The 14,637-nt window shown below is 68.4% G+C and carries 13 protein-coding genes; 1 reads left to right on the top strand and 12 read right to left on the bottom strand.

Annotated elements, in window-relative coordinates; translation table 11 throughout:
* Positions 1 to 3: 3 nt before the first annotated feature.
* The 5 genes from E2C06_RS14155 to E2C06_RS14175 are packed head-to-tail and all read right to left on the bottom strand — an operon-like array spanning position 4 to position 6,066.
* Entirely contained in the window at positions 4 to 1,296 is a 1,293-nt protein-coding gene (locus E2C06_RS14155; protein ID WP_133289257.1) for an ABC transporter substrate-binding protein, read from the bottom strand.
* 21 nt (positions 1,297 to 1,317) lie between these two features.
* A complete protein-coding gene (locus tag E2C06_RS14160) occupies positions 1,318 to 2,334 on the bottom strand; it encodes a branched-chain amino acid ABC transporter permease (RefSeq protein ID WP_370451435.1) in 1,017 nt (338 codons plus the stop codon).
* A gap of 50 nt (positions 2,335 to 2,384) precedes the next feature.
* Positions 2,385 to 3,278 (bottom strand): branched-chain amino acid ABC transporter permease, encoded by an 894-nt coding sequence (locus tag E2C06_RS14165; RefSeq protein ID WP_133289259.1) that lies wholly within the window; start codon positions 3,276 to 3,278, stop codon positions 2,385 to 2,387.
* Between the two features lie 5 nt (positions 3,279 to 3,283).
* Positions 3,284 to 5,182, bottom strand: coding sequence for an AMP-binding protein (locus tag E2C06_RS14170; protein WP_133289260.1), 1,899 nt, complete (start codon positions 5,180 to 5,182; stop codon positions 3,284 to 3,286).
* Positions 5,179 to 6,066, bottom strand: coding sequence for an ABC transporter ATP-binding protein (locus tag E2C06_RS14175; RefSeq protein WP_456305180.1), 888 nt, complete (start codon positions 6,064 to 6,066; stop codon positions 5,179 to 5,181). The genes E2C06_RS14170 and E2C06_RS14175 overlap by 4 nt, the downstream gene beginning before the upstream one ends.
* 146 nt (positions 6,067 to 6,212) lie before the next feature.
* On the opposite strand from E2C06_RS14175, the gene E2C06_RS14180 reads away from it, so the two are divergent.
* Positions 6,213 to 6,809 carry a TetR/AcrR family transcriptional regulator gene (locus tag E2C06_RS14180; protein WP_133289261.1) on the top strand — a complete coding sequence of 199 codons (597 nt, stop codon included), beginning with the start codon at positions 6,213 to 6,215 and terminating at the stop codon, positions 6,807 to 6,809.
* On the opposite strand, the gene E2C06_RS14185 is transcribed toward E2C06_RS14180, so the two are convergent.
* The 7 genes from E2C06_RS14185 to E2C06_RS14215 form a co-directional block, all read right to left on the bottom strand.
* Positions 6,806 to 7,675, bottom strand: coding sequence for an NAD-dependent epimerase/dehydratase family protein (locus E2C06_RS14185; RefSeq protein ID WP_165982387.1), 870 nt, complete (start codon positions 7,673 to 7,675; stop codon positions 6,806 to 6,808). The genes E2C06_RS14180 and E2C06_RS14185 overlap by 4 nt on opposite strands.
* The gene (locus E2C06_RS14190) at positions 7,668 to 8,195 is read right to left on the bottom strand and encodes a dTDP-4-dehydrorhamnose 3,5-epimerase family protein (RefSeq protein ID WP_133289263.1); all 528 of its coding nucleotides are present in this window, start codon (positions 8,193 to 8,195) and stop codon (positions 7,668 to 7,670) included. The genes E2C06_RS14185 and E2C06_RS14190 overlap by 8 nt, the downstream gene beginning before the upstream one ends.
* The gene (locus tag E2C06_RS14195; RefSeq protein WP_133289264.1) at positions 8,192 to 9,442 is read right to left on the bottom strand and encodes a class I SAM-dependent methyltransferase; all 1,251 of its coding nucleotides are present in this window, start codon (positions 9,440 to 9,442) and stop codon (positions 8,192 to 8,194) included. The genes E2C06_RS14190 and E2C06_RS14195 overlap by 4 nt, the downstream gene beginning before the upstream one ends.
* A complete protein-coding gene (rfbG, locus tag E2C06_RS14200) occupies positions 9,439 to 10,479 on the bottom strand; it encodes a CDP-glucose 4,6-dehydratase (protein WP_133289346.1) in 1,041 nt (346 codons plus the stop codon). Before rfbG ends, E2C06_RS14195 begins: the two co-directional genes overlap by 4 nt.
* Positions 10,473 to 11,243, bottom strand: coding sequence for a glucose-1-phosphate cytidylyltransferase (gene rfbF, locus E2C06_RS14205; protein ID WP_133289265.1), 771 nt, complete (start codon positions 11,241 to 11,243; stop codon positions 10,473 to 10,475). Before rfbF ends, rfbG begins: the two co-directional genes overlap by 7 nt.
* Entirely contained in the window at positions 11,240 to 13,603 is a 2,364-nt protein-coding gene (locus E2C06_RS14210; protein ID WP_165982388.1) for a tetratricopeptide repeat protein, read from the bottom strand. The genes rfbF and E2C06_RS14210 overlap by 4 nt, the downstream gene beginning before the upstream one ends.
* A gap of 235 nt (positions 13,604 to 13,838) precedes the next feature.
* Positions 13,839 to 14,573 carry a glycerophosphodiester phosphodiesterase gene (locus E2C06_RS14215; protein ID WP_133289267.1) on the bottom strand — a complete coding sequence of 245 codons (735 nt, stop codon included), beginning with the start codon at positions 14,571 to 14,573 and terminating at the stop codon, positions 13,839 to 13,841.
* Positions 14,574 to 14,637 lie beyond the last annotated feature (64 nt).

Below are 14,637 nucleotides of genomic sequence, written 5' to 3' on the forward strand. Positions count from 1 at the left end.
GCTCTACCAGCCCAACCATTCGGCTTTGCGCGGCAGTGCCACCGTTGTGACCGGTTCCAGCTTGATGGTGCCGGCCGCGACCAGGTCCTTCACGCTGCCCTGGCTGGTATCGCCGGCGACGCGCGACCGGTAAAGCGTGACATTCAGTTGACCACGATGGTCGTTCGCGGTGAAGGTCGAGGGTACGCAGACACCTTCAAAACCCTTCGGGATCCAGTCCTTGCGGGCATAGAATCCGTCGCGAATCCGCTCGCCGGTCACTTGGCCACCGTTTGCCGCGGCGGTCTCCATCGCCTCCACCATCAGCATGGCGCTGCAGATGCCGGCAACGTAATGCACCGGGCGATAGGCCGTGCCAGCCGCATCCGAGATCCGGCTGATCGCCTGCACGTTGGCCATGCCCGGCGCCTGCGCGCCCCAGACCGCCGCTGTGCGGACCGGGAAGACCACCCCATCTGCTGCCGTGCCCGCCGCCTTCATTGCATTCTCATCCATGCCCCAGACATTGCCGAGGAACTGCACGTCCACCCCAGCCGTCTGGCAGGCCCGCAGGACGGAGATGTTGGAGCCTGCGGTATTGCCCAGATAAGCGTAGTTGGCGCCCTGGTTCTTTAGCGTCAGGCATTGCGCGGTGTAGTCGCCCGGCGTCAGCGCGAAGGTGACGGGTGACAGCACATCGAAGCCGAGTTCCTGCGCCAGCGCTTCCCCCGCAGCCTTCGGTGAATTCGGATAGGGATGGTTGGCACCCATGTGGACGTATTTCGGCCTGCCCGGCTTGCCCTTCGCCTTCCAGTCATCCGCGGCCCACTGCAGCATCGCGCGCAGCGCGTCGGAGTAGGACGGGCCGTAGAAGAAGTTGTACGGCGTAGCCTCGACGCCCTGGCGGCCGGATTTTCCAGCCGCATCGGTGAGTGCGGCGGAATAGGAGCCTGAGACATAAGGAATCCTGTCACGTGTCACGAAGCGCACCAGCGCTTCGGTATCCGCAGTGCCCCATCCCATGATGCCGACGACACGGTCTCGGCTCCAGGCCTGATACTGGCTGACGGCGCGCGGCGCCTGATAGCCATAGTCATGCGCAAGCACGTTGACCGACCGGCCAGCGACACCGTTGCGGGTCTTGTTGACCCAGGCGAAGGTGTCGTTGACGCCCTGTGCAAACGGCGTCCCGACATCGCTGGTGCCGCCGGAAAGATCCATCAGATGCCCCAGCGGGATCGGCTGTGCGCCGGCGGCCATCGGCAGCGCCATTGCGGCCACCACCGCCCATCCCAGCATGTGCTTCCGCATCGTCATACCTTTTTCCTCCCGGCTTGGTCAGTGCGAATAGGGGTAGAGCTTCCAGTAGGCTTTGATCAGTTGCCAGCGATGGACAATTCCGTTCGGCTCGAAGATCAGGAAGAGGATGATGGCGAGCCCTACCGCCATCTCCCGCAGGAACGAAATCGAGCTGCCGAGTTTCAAGGCGCGGTCGATAGCGCCGCCAGCCAGCGCGTCGGCGCCGACCTGGACCACTTCTGGCAGCAGCACCATGAAGGCGGCCCCCATCAGGCTGCCCATAATGGAGCCGAGGCCGCCGATAATCACCATCCCAAGGAATTGGATGGAAAAGAGGATGTTGAAGGCCTCGACGCTAACAAACAGAAGGTAGTGGGCATAAAGCGCGCCGCCAACGCCGGCATAGAAAGACGCGATCCCGAAAGATAGCGTGCGGTAATAGGCCAGGTTCACGCCCATGACCTCGGCCGAGAGGTAATGGTCCCGCACCGCGACCAAGGCCCTGCCATCCCGCGTCCGCATCAGGTTGGCGGCGAAGGCGTACATGACGATGACAGCGGCAAGAACGACGTAGAGGTAGCTTTCCTCGCGGTCGGCGCGCCAGCCGAACAGCTCGAACGGCTCGGTGATGCGGCCGGCGACGCCACCGGTGAACCACTGGGCACGGGCAAAAAAGTCCTCGAGGATGAACTGCGCGGCGAGCGTCGCGATGGCCAGGTACAGGCCCTTAAGCCGCGCCGCGGGGGCGCCGAAGACCAAGCCGATCAGCGCCGTGGCGATGCCGGCGAGCGGGATGCAGAACACGACCGGGATGTGCCAGCGCTCATGCAGCCAGGCACTCATGAAGGCACCGAAGCCGAAGAAAGCGGCGTGGCCGATGCTGATCTGCCCGGTGAATCCGACCAGGATGTTCAGCCCGAGCGCAGCGATACCAAGGAAGCCGATATTGATCAGCAGGCCGAGTTCGTAGCGCCCCAGCGCGAGCGGCGCGCAGGCAACAAGCACTATGCCGATCAACAGCCCGATCCGGCTGTTGCGCGTCAGGAAGATCGTCATGTCTTCCCGGTAGCTGCTGCGGTAGTCGCCCGCTGGTGCGAGGCTCGGCATCAGACGCGCTCGATGTTCTTGGTGCCGAACAGGCCGTAGGGCTTGACCAGCAGGATGAGGATGAGTGCGTAAAAGGGCGCAATGCTGTACATGTTGCCCCAGTTGAGCCAGTTGGCGTCGAGATATTGCGCCCAATTCTCCAGCACGCCGACGATCAGCCCGCCGAGCACCGCGCCGACCACGCTGTCGAGCCCGCCGAGGATCACGGCGGGAAAAACCTTGATGCCGTAGAAGGACAGGGCGGAGGAGACGCCGTTCACCACCCCGACGACCACGCCCGCGACCGCCGAGACGACCGCCGAGATCGCCCAGGACATGGCAAAGACCTTTGGGACCGAGACGCCGAGCGACTGCGCCACCTGCTGGTCGAAGGCCGTCGCCCGCATCGCCAGGCCATGCTTGCTGGCGGTGAAGAACCAGGCGAAGCCGGCCATGATGAGGACGGAAATGCCGAGGCTCAACAGATAGACCGTCTGCACCTCCAACCCCAGCAGGTTGATCCGCTCCGTGGTGAAGATCGGCGGAAACGGCTTGGCGAAAACGCCGAAGATCCACTTCATCAGCGCCTGGAAGAAGATGCCGAGACCGATTGTTGCCATGATGACGCTGATCACCGGTTCCCCGATCAGCGGACGCAACACCACCACCTGCAGAATGATGCCGAACAGAGTCATGAAGGCCAGGGTGAACAGGAAGCCGGCCCAGAAGGGCAGCTGCCATTCGGTCAGCATCCACCAGCAAACCCAGGCGCCGACCAGAAGGAACTCGCCCTGCGCGAAGTTCACCACTTGAGACGCCTTGTAGATCAGCACAAAACTCATCGCCACGACGCCGTACAGCGCGCCGACGATCAGGCCGTTCAGGGTGAGCTGCAGCAGCAGCGACCAATCCATTCGCCCTACTCCGCTGCCATGGCGGGCGCCGGCCGCATCGAGACCACCTTCAGGGTCGTCCGGATGCGCTGCCTGGTGCCGTCCTGGAAGGCGATGGTGGTATCGACCGGGATCGCCGCATCGCCCCGGTACATCGCCTCGATGATCGTGCCGTATTTGTCATTGATGACGCCCCGGCGCACCTTGCGGGTGCGGGTCAGCTCGTCGTCATCCGCGTCCAACTCCTTGTACAGGAGGAGGAAATCCTGGATCCGCTGCGGCTCGGGCAGGGTGGCGTTTACCTTTGCCACCTCAGCCTGCAGCAGCGCCGTTACCTCGGGCCTGGAGGCCAGGTCGGTATAGGTGGTGAAGGCGATGCGGTTGCGCTCGGCCCATTTGGAGACGATTGGGAAACGGATGCAGATCATCGCCGCGAGATGCGGCCTGCCATCGCCGAGCACCACGGCTTCGGCCACGTATGGGCTGAACTTCAGCTTGTTCTCGATATATTGCGGGGAAAAGCGATCGCCGCGGCTGGTGGTGGCGATGTCCTTGATGCGGTCGATCACCACCAGGTGGCCCACCTGGTCGAAATAGCCGGCATCGCCGGTATGCAGCCAGCCGTCGCGCAGGTCGGGATTTTCCGCCATGCCGAGATAGCCGGAGAACATGTTGGGGTGGCGGGTGACGATCTCGCCGAGGCCATTCTGGTCCGGTCTATCGATCCGCGTCTCGATCTCGGCAGTGAAGGCGACGCCTACAGTGTCCTGGTTCACCTCGCCCGGGCGGTGGACGGTATAGGCGCCGAGCGTCTCGGTCTGGCCGTAGATCTGACGCAGCGGCACGCCCATCGCCTGGAAGAAGCGGAAGGTGTCGGGGCCGAGCGCGGCGCCGCCGGTTGCGGCGGAAGTCAGGTTGGTGAAGCCGAGCCGGTCGCGCAGCGCGCGGAACAGCAACTGGTCGGCGGCAAAGGATCGCTGGTGCCGGTCCAACGCCTCCAGGCCCAGCCTGGTGCCCAGCTCATACATGTGCCGCTTGAAGGGCGAGGCGTCCATCACCTTCGCTCTGACCTCGGCGGCGATGGCTTCCCAGACGCGCGGCGCGAACAGCACGAAGGTTGGACCTATCTCACGGAAGTCGGCCATCATTGTCTCCGGCTCCTCGACGAAGTTCACCTTCATCCGGGCCAGCAGACCCCAGCCGATACAGTAGATCTGCTCCATGATCCATGGCAGCGGCAGGACGGAGACGTACTCGTCCTGCGGTCCCTTGGGATCGGCCTGCAGGTAGGCTGCGCAATGCCGCACCATCGCGCCGCTGGTCAGCATCGCCAGCTTCGGCCGCGCCGTGGTACCCGAGGTTGTGCAGAGGATGGCTATGGTGTCAGCGCGCGTGGCTGCGACCATCGCCTCCCAGGCATCGGGCCGATCCAGGTGCACCGCTTCACCCCGCGCGGCCAGCTCAGCTACGGGCAGCAGGCGCGGATCCTCATGCTTCCGCATTCCGCGCGGATCGCAGTAGATGATGTGCCGCAGGCTCGGCACGCGGTCGCTGATGCCGAGAAGCTTGTCCACCTGCTCCTCATCCTCGGCGATCACCGCCTTGGCACCGGCGAAGGCCAACAGGTAGGCGACCTCGTCCTCAAGTGCGTCGCGGTAGACGCCCAGCGACTGGGCACCGATCGCATGAGCCGCGATTTCTCCCATGATCCAGTCCGGGCGGTTGTCGCCTATGAGTCCGATCACATCGCCTGCACCGAGGCCGAGCTTTCCCAGGCCGAGCGCGAAGGCCCGCGTGCGGGCTTCATAGTCCGCCCAGGTAATGCTGCGCCAGATGCCGAACTCCTTCTCCCGCAACGCCACCTCGTGCGGGAAGCCGCGGGCGTTGCGTCGCAGCAGCTTGGGCAGCGTATCCGCGTCGCTCATGCCGTCACCGGCTCGTCGAGGTCGTGCACCACCTCATCCGCCTCGCCGAGATAGGCGCGGCGGACATGCGGGTCGGCCAGCACGGCCTCCGGCGTGCCCTCGGCGATCTTGCGGCCGAAATCGAGCACCATCACCCGGTGCGAGATATCCATCACCACGCCCATGTCGTGCTCGATCATCAGCACGGTCATGCCCCATTCCTCATTGAGGTCGAGGATGAAGCGAGCCATGTCCTCCTTCTCCTCTAGGTTCATGCCGGCCATTGGTTCATCCAACAGGATCAGCTTCGGCTTCAGCGCCACTGCCCGCGCCAGCTCGACCCGCTTCCGCAGCCCGTAGGAGAGCGTGCCGGCAGTTGCCTTCCGGACATGCTGAATTTCGAGGAAATCGATTATCTCCTCGACTTCGCGCCGATGGCGGATCTCCTCCTGCTGGGCGCCGCCGAGCCAATACGGCATGCCGGTCCAGAAGCCGTGCTTCAGCAGGTGGTGGCGGCCGACCATGATGTTGTCGAGCACGGTCATGTGGCCGAACAGCGCCAGGTTCTGGAAGGTGCGGCCTATCCCTACCGCGGCGCGCTTCCGTGTCGGCACGCGGGTGATGTCGGCACCGTCGAAGCGGATCCGTCCCTCAGTCGGGCGGTAGCGGCCGGAGATGCAGTTGACCATCGAGGTCTTACCGGCGCCATTCGGACCGATGATGGAGAATACCTCGCCGCGCCGGACCTCGAAGGAGACTTCGGTCAGCGCGCGAACGCCACCGAAGCGCAGCGAGACATGCTCGGCGGCCAGGATCGGCGCGACGGCCGTGCCGGTATCAGCCGCCATGGGCAGAGCGCGCGGCCGCGCGGGAATGCTGCGGTGCAGCGCCGGGGCGGCGGACATGGCTGTCCTGCTGTCGCGTCATCCGTATCCTCCCGGCAGGGACTTGACTGCCCTGCTGGAAACGAAGGTACGTTAGTTTCCAGATTGACTGCAAGTCTCCATGTGACGGAGGCTGCGCCGGCCGAGATCGCGGCAGGGGAGAGGAAATGGCCCGAATCACGGGCTCCAACGGCGCGCGCACCGCAGCGGCGATCCGGCGCGTGGCGCTCCGGCTGATCTACCGCCAGGGTTTCGCGGCGATGAACCTGCGCGACCTAGCGGCGCAGGTCGGGATCCAGCCTAGCTCGCTCTACAACCACATCGTCAGCAAGCAGGCACTGCTATCCGACCTGATGCAGGAGCACATGACGGCGCTGCTGACCGCGACGGATGCGGCGGTGGCGGCGGCCGGGCCGGTGCTGATGGACCGGCTGCGCGCCTTCATCGGCCATCACGTCCTCTACCATACGGAGAGGCGGCATGAGGTTTACATCGCCAATTTCGAGCTGCGCGCGCTTGACCCGGCCAATCATGCGCGGATCGTGGCGATGCGCGCGGGCTATGAGGCGCGGCTGATGGCGCTCCTGCGCGAGGGCGTCGATGCCGGCGAGCTGGACATCGCCGACATCCCGGTCACCGCCTTCGCCATGCTGGCCATGCTGACCGGCATCTGCACGTGGTACCGGCCGAACGGTCGACTCGGCAAGGCGGAACTCGTCGCGCTGCACACCGAGCTCGCGCTGAACGGCATCCGTCGCCGCTAGGACAGCCCCGCCAAGTCACTTTCCAGATCGGCGCGTTCGGTGAAGCCGACCTCGTGCAGGAGTCGCGTCGTGTCGGCGACGATGAAGGGCGGCTCGGCCCGGTCGGGCAGCGCGCCGAGCCGCAGCAGGTCGGCGCGGCCGGTGATGCGGCCGATCGCCTCCACCACCGCACGGATCGTCACCGGCTGGCCGGAGGCAACGTTTACCGGCCCGACCACATCGCTCGCCGCCAGCGCCGCCAGGGCGCGGCCGAGAAAGCCGGTGCAGGCGAAGTCTCGGATCGGTCGGCCGGAACCGGTAGCCGCCACGCGCCCCGCCCGAAGCGCGCATAGCACCGCCGGCACCAAGCGGTCGGGATGCTCGCCCGGGCCGAACAGGTGGAATAGCCTCGCCCAGGCCACGGCGATGCCGCGCCGTTGGCCGAGGCCCATCCAGTGCCGGCAGAGCTCGGCCTTGGCCTTGCCATAGGGCGTCGCGGGAGCGATGCGACGGGTCTCCGGCCAGGGTGTCACCCCTTCCCCCGCCCAGTCGTACTCGGCGCAGCTGCCGAGGCCGATCATGCGCCGCCCGGCGAAGGCCTCGCCGAGCGCGGTGGAGGCTTCGACCCAGGCAGCGTTCTCCGGCGCGGTCCAGAATGCCCCGTGCGCCACATACCAAGCGGCATGCACCAGCACGGACGGCCGGATATCGCGCAGCAGCGCGCGCATCGCGCCCGCATCCAGCAGATCGGCGGCGTGCCATGTCGCGCCGCCCTCGCCCCGCTGCCGCGCCACCGCATGCACCTCGAAGCCACGGGCCGCCAGCGGTTCCAGCATTGCCCGGCCGACGAAGCCGCTGGCCCCCGTCAGCAGCAGGCGTTCAGGCATGGTCGGGCCATTGCGCGTCGCGCTCGGAGATGACGGCGGGTGGCGCCGGCCAGGCGATGCCGAAGGCCGGGTCGTCCCAGCGGGCGCCGTGTCCGGCATCAGGCCGGTACGGCGCATCGATCATGTATTCCAGCCAGGCGTCGTCGGTCAGGGTCAGGAAGCCATGCGCGCAGCCGGCCGGGATCAGCAACGCGTTATGCTCTGCAGCCCGAAGTTCTACGCCCACCCAATGCAGGTAGGCGGGCGAGTCCGGCCGCAGGTCCACCGCGACGTCAAAGACAGCGCCGCGCAGGCAGCGCACCAGCTTGCGCTCCTCGGCCGGCGCCGCCTGCCAATGCATCCCGCGCAAGGTGTGCCGCGCCCGGTTTTCCGAAATACTGGACTGCAGGGGCCGGAAGTCGAGACCGGCGGCGGCGAATTTCTCGGCGCACCAGGTGCGGAGGAAGCGGCCGCGCGGGTCGGCGGCGGGCTCCGCCAGCACCTCGACCACGCCCGGCAGCCGGGTTTCGTGGAATCTCATTCCGGCGCACCCCGCATGGTTAGCTGCGGCACCGCGACGACCAACCGTCCAGTGAAGCCGGCGGCACGCAACTGGCCGGCCACCTCGGCTTCGATATTCCAGGGCAGGATGAGGATGTCGTCCGGCCGCAGGGCCAGCATTGCCTCGGGCGAGACCACCGGGATGCGGCTGCCCGGCATCAGCCGTCCCTGCTTGGCAAGGCTGCGGTCGGCCACCGCCAGGATATCCGCGGCGGTCACGCCGGTGGCATTCAGCAGCGTATTGCCCTTGGCTGCGGCGCCGTAGGCGCAGACACGGCGGCCCTCGGCCGCGGCCCCGTCCAGCCAGGCGCGCAACCCGTCCAGCACAGCCCGCACGCGTGGGCCGAAGCCGCTGTAGAAGGCATCGTCGCCGAGGCCGCGCGCCGCTTCCTCCGCCCGCACCGACAGCAGGGCCGCGGAAGGGGGCTGCTCGGCAGCGGCCGACAGGGCGCGCAGCGAGCCGCCATGTGTCGCCAGCCGTTCGACGTCGAAGACCCGCAGGCCCTGCCGCGCCAGCGCCGCCTCCATCGAGAGTAGCGACCAATAGGCATAATGCTCGTGGTAGATGGTGTCGAACTGCACGCCGTCGACCAGCGCAACCAGGTGCGGCGCCTCGATCGAGACCACGCCGCGAGGTCCCGCCAGCAGCGCCAGGCCGCCGACGAAGTCGTCGAGGTCGGGGACATGCGCCAGTACGTTGTTGGCGATCACCAGATCGGCCGGCCGGCCGCCGCGTGCGCCGAGGATGTCACGGGCGGCGTCGCGGCCGAAGAAGCGTGCCTCGGTCGGCACGCCGGCGGCACGGGCAATCGCGGCGACATTCGCCGCCGGCTCAACGCCGAGGCAGGGAATGCCGGCGGCGACGAAGTTGCGCAGGAGGTAGCCGTCGTTGCTGGCAACCTCGACCACGAAGCAGCCGGGGCCGAGTGCCAGCCGCCGGGCGACGCCCGCGCAGAACCGCGCAGCATGGTCCAGCCAGGTCGAGGACATGGAGGAGAAATAGGCGTAGTCGGTGAAGATCCCGCGCTCGTCGACCACGGTGTCGAGCTGGACGAGGCGACAGGCATCGCAGACCACGGCGCGGAGCGGAAAGGCCGGCTCCGGCTCGCCCGCCCGGTCCGGCGGAACATAGGAATTGGCGACCGGCTGATGGCCAAGGTCGCAAAAGGTCAGGCCGAGCCGGCCGCCGCAGGCGCGGCAGGCAGTGACGGGACGCGCGCCGCTCATGCAGGCAGCAGCCGGTCGATGCTCGCCATGGCCTCCGCTTGCACATCCCCGCCATTCCTCCAGGCGGCATACCAGCGCGCCGTCTCGGCGATCGCCCCGGGAGTCGAGAGCAGCGGGCGCCACCCCAGCGTCCCGGCCGCCAAGCTGGAATCGAGGCCGAGGCGAGGTGCCTCCGACATGACCGGACCGTCCTCCTGCCGCCAGTCCACCGGTGCGCCCCAGGCGGCGATCAGGTCGCGCACCCGGATCTCCCCATCGGCGGGGCCGAAATTCAACGCCGGCGGCGCCTCCCCGGTCGCCAGCCGCTCAGCCAGCAGCAAGTAGCCACGCAGCACGTCCAGCACATGCTGGAAGGGCCGCGTCGCATCCGGGCGGCGCAGCAGCAGCGGCTGCCCCGCCTTGGCGGCGCGCACCAGGTCGGGGATGAGCCGCTGCGCGCCGAAGTCGCCGCCGCCGATGACGTTGCCGGCCCGCGCCGTGGCGAGCGGCGGGAGCGCGGCACCGAAGGATGCGCGCCAGGCGGCGACCGCGATCTCCGCCGCCGCCTTCGACGCGCTGTAGGGGTCGGCACCGCCGAGCGCGTCGCCCTCGCGGAAGGCGCGGCCGGCGCCGTCGTTGCGATAGACCTTGTCCGAGGTGACCAGCACCGCCGCAGCGACGCCGGGCAGGCCGCGCATCGCCTCCAGCAGGTGGATGGTGCCATCGACATTGGCGGCGAAGGTCATGGCCGGCTCGGCATAGCCGCGGCCGACGAAGGCCTGTGCCGCCAGATGCAGCACGACTTCGGGCCGCAGCGTGCGCAGCCGCGCCGCCAGGGCCTCGCCATCGCGGATATCGGCATGGTGGTCGGCCGCCATCAGGGGCCGGACCCGCAGCAGCTCGAAGGCATTCGGCCCGGGTTCCGGTGGCAACGCGATGCCCGTCACCCTAGCGCCGAGCCGGCACAGCAGGAGGGCCAGCCAAGCGCCCTTGAAGCCGGTATGGCCGGTGACCAGCACCCGCTTCCCGGCCCAGAACGAGCGCGACGGGATCACCATTGCCGCCACGGTGCCCGGCCGCTGGCCCAGAGCCGTTCCAGCTGGTCGCGGTCGCGCAGCGTGTCCATCGCCTGCCAGAAGCCCTTGTGGTCGTAGGCCATCAGCTCGCCGTCGCGGGCCAGGGATTGCAGCGGCTCGGCTTCCCAGGTCGTCGCATCGCCCTCGATGCGGCCCAGCACCTTGGGCGACAGGACGAAGAAGCCGCCATTGATGGTACCGCCATCGCCGGCCGGCTTTTCGACAAAGGCCTCCACGGCCGCGCCCTCGCGCGCCAGCGCGCCGAATCGGCCAGGCGGCGTCACCGCGGTGACGGTCGCCTGCCGGCCATGCGCCCGGTGGAACTCGATCAGCGCACCGATATCGACATCCGAGAGGCCATCGCCATAGGTCATGCAGAAGGCCGGCTCGTCCACCACATAGGGCGCGATCCGCTTCAGCCGGCCTCCGGTCATGCTGTCCTCCCCGGTATCGACCAGGGCGATGCGCCAGGGCTCGGCCGCTGGCCGCAGGACATCCACCCGGCCCGAGGCGAGGTCGATCGACAGGTCCGAGGCATGCAGCCGATAATTCAGGAAGTACTCCTTTATCTGCCAGCCCTTGTGGCCGAGGCAGACGACGAAGTCGGTGACGCCGTGCGCCGCGTAGATTTTCATGATGTGCCAGAGGATCGGCCAGCCACCGATCTCGACCATCGGCTTCGGCCGCAGCGAGGTCTCCTCCGAGATCCGCGTGCCGCGGCCGCCGGCCAGGATCACCGCCTTCATGCGCGCGCAACCTCCTCGGCCTTGGCATAGAAAGCGCGGAGGAAGCGCTCGGGCTGGCCGAGCGGATGGCTGCGGATCATGTCGCGCAGCCCGTGTCGCAGCAGGCGCCGCCGGCTGCGGTCCGCCGCCAGCGCCGCCGCCGTCTGGACGTAGTCCTCGACGCTGAAGACCGCCAGGTCGCCGAGGCCGGCATTGGTCAGGTTCGAATAGCTCAGCCGCTCGGGGAAGCCCGGGCCGACGAGGGAGACGCAGGGCACCCCCATCCACAGCGTCTCGCAGGTGGTGGTGCCGCCGACATGCGGCAGGCTGTCCAGCGCGATGTCGATCGCGTTGTAGTGCGGCATGTGCCGGCCACGCACGCCGACATAGTCGATCCGGTCGGGATCGACGTCGCGTGCGGCGAAGGCGGCGCGCACATTGGCGACGAAGGCCGGCGTCCGGGCTTCCGGCCGGACGAAGAGGAAGCGCGAATCCGGCACTGCCCGCAGCACCGCCGCCCAGGCATCCAGGCAGGCGCGGGTGAACTTGTAGGGGTTGTTCATGGTGCCGAAGGTCAGCGCGCCGCGGCGTTCCTCGGGCAGGCTCTCCTCGATCGGCACGTCGCGGAACCCCATGGGGCTCAGCGCCACCCAGCTTTCGGCCAGCTCGAAAGGCCGCTCGATCAGCAGTCGCGGATCGTCCGGCTTGATGTAGGGATCGACGAGGATGGTGTCGATCGTCTCCAGCCCCGCCGAATGCGGATAGCCGAGCCAGCTCGCGCCGATCCGCGCCGGGCGATAGGCCATGACGTCCAGCTTGTTCATCGCCGTGGTGCCGCCGAGCTCGAACAGGATGTCGAGGCCATCCTGGGCGATCCCGGCGGCGACCTCGGCAGAGGGGCGGCGAGGCCACCAGCGGAAGCCGGTGACCTGCTGTTCGATATGCGCCTGAACCGGGTCGCGCTCGCGCTCGTTGAACGAGTAGCAGAAGACCTCTACCCGGTCGCGGTCGTACTGCTCCAGCAGTGGCAGGGCGAAATAGGTGACCGGGTGGTCGCGCAGGTCGCTCGACATGAAACCGATGCGGAGCTTCCGGCCGGTGGCCAAAGCCGGCGTCGTCGGCAGAGCCAGCGGGGTGATCGCGCGCGTTTCGCGCTGGCCCCAGGCGCGATGCCATTCGACGATGTCCAGCCTGTCCTGCAGGGTGCGGACGTTGCCGAGTTCGTAGTGCAACCCGGCGATCTCGCCATCGGCGATCCAGCGCGGCGCGATGTCCACGAGCCGGCCGCAAGCATCCAGCCGGTCGTGATCCAGGCAGCGCAGGAAGGCGGTCCGCAGCGGCTTGGCATGCATCAGGGCAGCGCCGGGGTTGCTCTGCAGCAGCCGGCAGGACAGTTCATAGGCTTCCTGCAGGTGCTGCGCCTCGTCGCCGTAGCGGCTGCGGGTCAGGTTCTCGATCAGCCGGGTGATCAGCACGACGGATTCCGGGTTGGCCGCGAGCCCCCGGCGCAGCGCGCCGTTCGCCGCTTCCAGGTTGCCTTCGCCATGCAGCCGCGCCAGCAGCACGGCGCCATCCGCATCGCCCGGCGCCACTGCCAGCGCTCTTTCGACCAGCGCGCGCGCCTCCTCCGGCCGGCCCAGCCGCAGGGCCAGGCGGGCCTCCAGGATATCGACCCGCGGGTCGCCCCCCCGCAGCTTGCGGCCACGCTCGATCATCCCGAAGGCGCGGTCGGTCTCGCCCATGTCGACGAGGGTGCCGACCAGATCGGTCAGCAGGTCGAGATGCGGCGGGCCCAGCGCCATGGCACGCTCGAAGGCCGCCACCGCCGCCGCGTGGTCGCCCGCCGTCCGCAGGGTGCGGCCGAGCAGCCGGAGCAGGTCCGCGTTGCGGGGCTCGATCCGCAGCCCGGCCTGATAGGCCGCCGCTGCCTCCCTGAAGCGGCCAAGCTGGTCGTGCAGGTTGCCGAGGTTCTGGCAGGCCGAAACGGCGCGGGGATCGAGCTTGCGGGCCGCCTCGAAGGTCGCCTGCGCCTCCCGCAGCCGGCCGGCCCGTTTCTGCATGATGCCGAGCAGGTTGGTCAGCAGGACGTCCTTCGGCCGCTTCGCCTGTGCCGCGCGGGCGACCGCCAGGGCCTCCTCGGCACGGCCTGCCCCGCTCAGCGCCATGGCATGCGGAACGGCGAGGGCGATGGCCGAGGCGCCTGCTTGGATTGCCTTTCCGAAGGCCTCCGCCGCCTCGGCCATGCGGCCACTGGCGGCGCAATGTTGGCCGAGCTGCTGCCAGAGGACCGCATTGTCCGGCGCGAGGCCCAGGCGCAGGCGCAGCTCAGGCTCGGACAGGCCGGGCTGGGCCGGCGCCGCGGCCGCGGAACGACCGGGCAAGGATCTCTGGGATGGTCTCATCAAGTGGTCTCACAGGGCAGCAGAGCGCCGGAGCGGGTTGCGAGCCGGGATGCCACGCCCACCAAGGCAGGAAGGGTCTGAACCAGGCGGGTTGCTGGAGTTTTACGCGGCGTCCGGCGCGGTTGGGCAATCAGGCACCCAACCTTCAAGGTAAAACTCGCGAGCTATAGATCGTCCGGCCGGGCTCAATGGGTCGAACCCCGCCCATGCTGCCTTAGCCCCGCAGCCGAAGTGCCAAGGGCGGGTCGTCGGTGGCGATCGCGTCGAGGCCGAGCTCAAGTCCCTGCCGAATGCTGGCGGGATGGTTCGCGCCCCAGGCGCCGATGCCGAGCCCGGCGGCGCGGAAACCGGCGACCGCCGCCGCATCCAGTTCGCCGACAGGCAGACCGATCTCTGCCGCGCCGCTGTGGCGGCCGAGGGCGACGGCGCCCGCCAGGCCCATGCCGCGCCAGGGTCTCGCTTCCAGCAGCAGCACAGTCCGCAACAGGCCGTCGGCGGCGGCGAGTTCGGCGGCGGTCATCGGCTGGAAGCTCATCGCCACGGTCCGGCTGCGCATCCCGGCAGCGTCGAGAACCGTCAGGCAGGCCGGGACGATGCCGGGATAAGGCCGGCCCTCGGCATCCGCCTTCACCTCAAGCCGCAGGATGCGGCCGGCGTCGCGGGTCAGGGCGGCAGCCTCGGCCAGCGTCGGCGGCGGCTCCCCGCCGGTGCCCCGCACCCGGACCCGGCGCAGCTCGGTCAGGGTCCGGGCGCGCACCGGCCCGGTCGAATCGGTGGTGCGGTCCAGCATCGCATCATGGATGACCACGACCGCGCCATCCGCGGAGAGGTGGACGTCGAGCTCGAGTTGCTCGGCGGGCAGCGCCAGGGCTCGGCGGAAGGCCAAGGCACTGTTCTCGGGCCAGAGGAAGGCGCCGCCACGATGGCTGGCGATGTCGGTTCGGGGCATGTGACGCAGCCTATAGCGGTTTGCGTTCAAAGGTGAACGCGGCACCGCTGCAGGCCGTTGTTCC

This window comes from Dankookia rubra (assembly GCF_004355005.1).
Taxonomy (GTDB): Bacteria; Pseudomonadota; Alphaproteobacteria; order Acetobacterales; family Acetobacteraceae; genus Paracraurococcus; species Paracraurococcus ruber_A.

Excerpts from the sequence above, each read along its gene's own strand:
- E2C06_RS14155 (WP_133289257.1), bottom strand. The coding sequence starts at position 1,296 with ATGACGATGCGGAAGCACATGCTGGGATGGGCGGTGGTGGCCGCAATG.
- E2C06_RS14160 (WP_370451435.1), bottom strand. The coding sequence starts at position 2,334 with ATGACGATCTTCCTGACGCGCAACAGCCGGATCGGGCTGTTGATCGGC.
- E2C06_RS14165 (WP_133289259.1), bottom strand. The coding sequence starts at position 3,278 with ATGGATTGGTCGCTGCTGCTGCAGCTCACCCTGAACGGCCTGATCGTC.
- E2C06_RS14170 (WP_133289260.1), bottom strand. The coding sequence starts at position 5,182 with ATGAGCGACGCGGATACGCTGCCCAAGCTGCTGCGACGCAACGCCCGC.
- E2C06_RS14175 (WP_456305180.1), bottom strand. The coding sequence starts at position 6,066 with ATGTCCGCCGCCCCGGCGCTGCACCGCAGCATTCCCGCGCGGCCGCGC.
- E2C06_RS14180 (WP_133289261.1), top strand. The coding sequence starts at position 6,213 with ATGGCCCGAATCACGGGCTCCAACGGCGCGCGCACCGCAGCGGCGATC.
- E2C06_RS14185 (WP_165982387.1), bottom strand. The coding sequence starts at position 7,675 with ATGCCTGAACGCCTGCTGCTGACGGGGGCCAGCGGCTTCGTCGGCCGG.
- E2C06_RS14190 (WP_133289263.1), bottom strand. The coding sequence starts at position 8,195 with ATGAGATTCCACGAAACCCGGCTGCCGGGCGTGGTCGAGGTGCTGGCG.
- E2C06_RS14195 (WP_133289264.1), bottom strand. The coding sequence starts at position 9,442 with ATGAGCGGCGCGCGTCCCGTCACTGCCTGCCGCGCCTGCGGCGGCCGG.
- rfbG (WP_133289346.1), bottom strand. The coding sequence starts at position 10,479 with ATGGTGATCCCGTCGCGCTCGTTCTGGGCCGGGAAGCGGGTGCTGGTC.
- rfbF (WP_133289265.1), bottom strand. The coding sequence starts at position 11,243 with ATGAAGGCGGTGATCCTGGCCGGCGGCCGCGGCACGCGGATCTCGGAG.
- E2C06_RS14215 (WP_133289267.1), bottom strand. The coding sequence starts at position 14,573 with ATGCCCCGAACCGACATCGCCAGCCATCGTGGCGGCGCCTTCCTCTGG.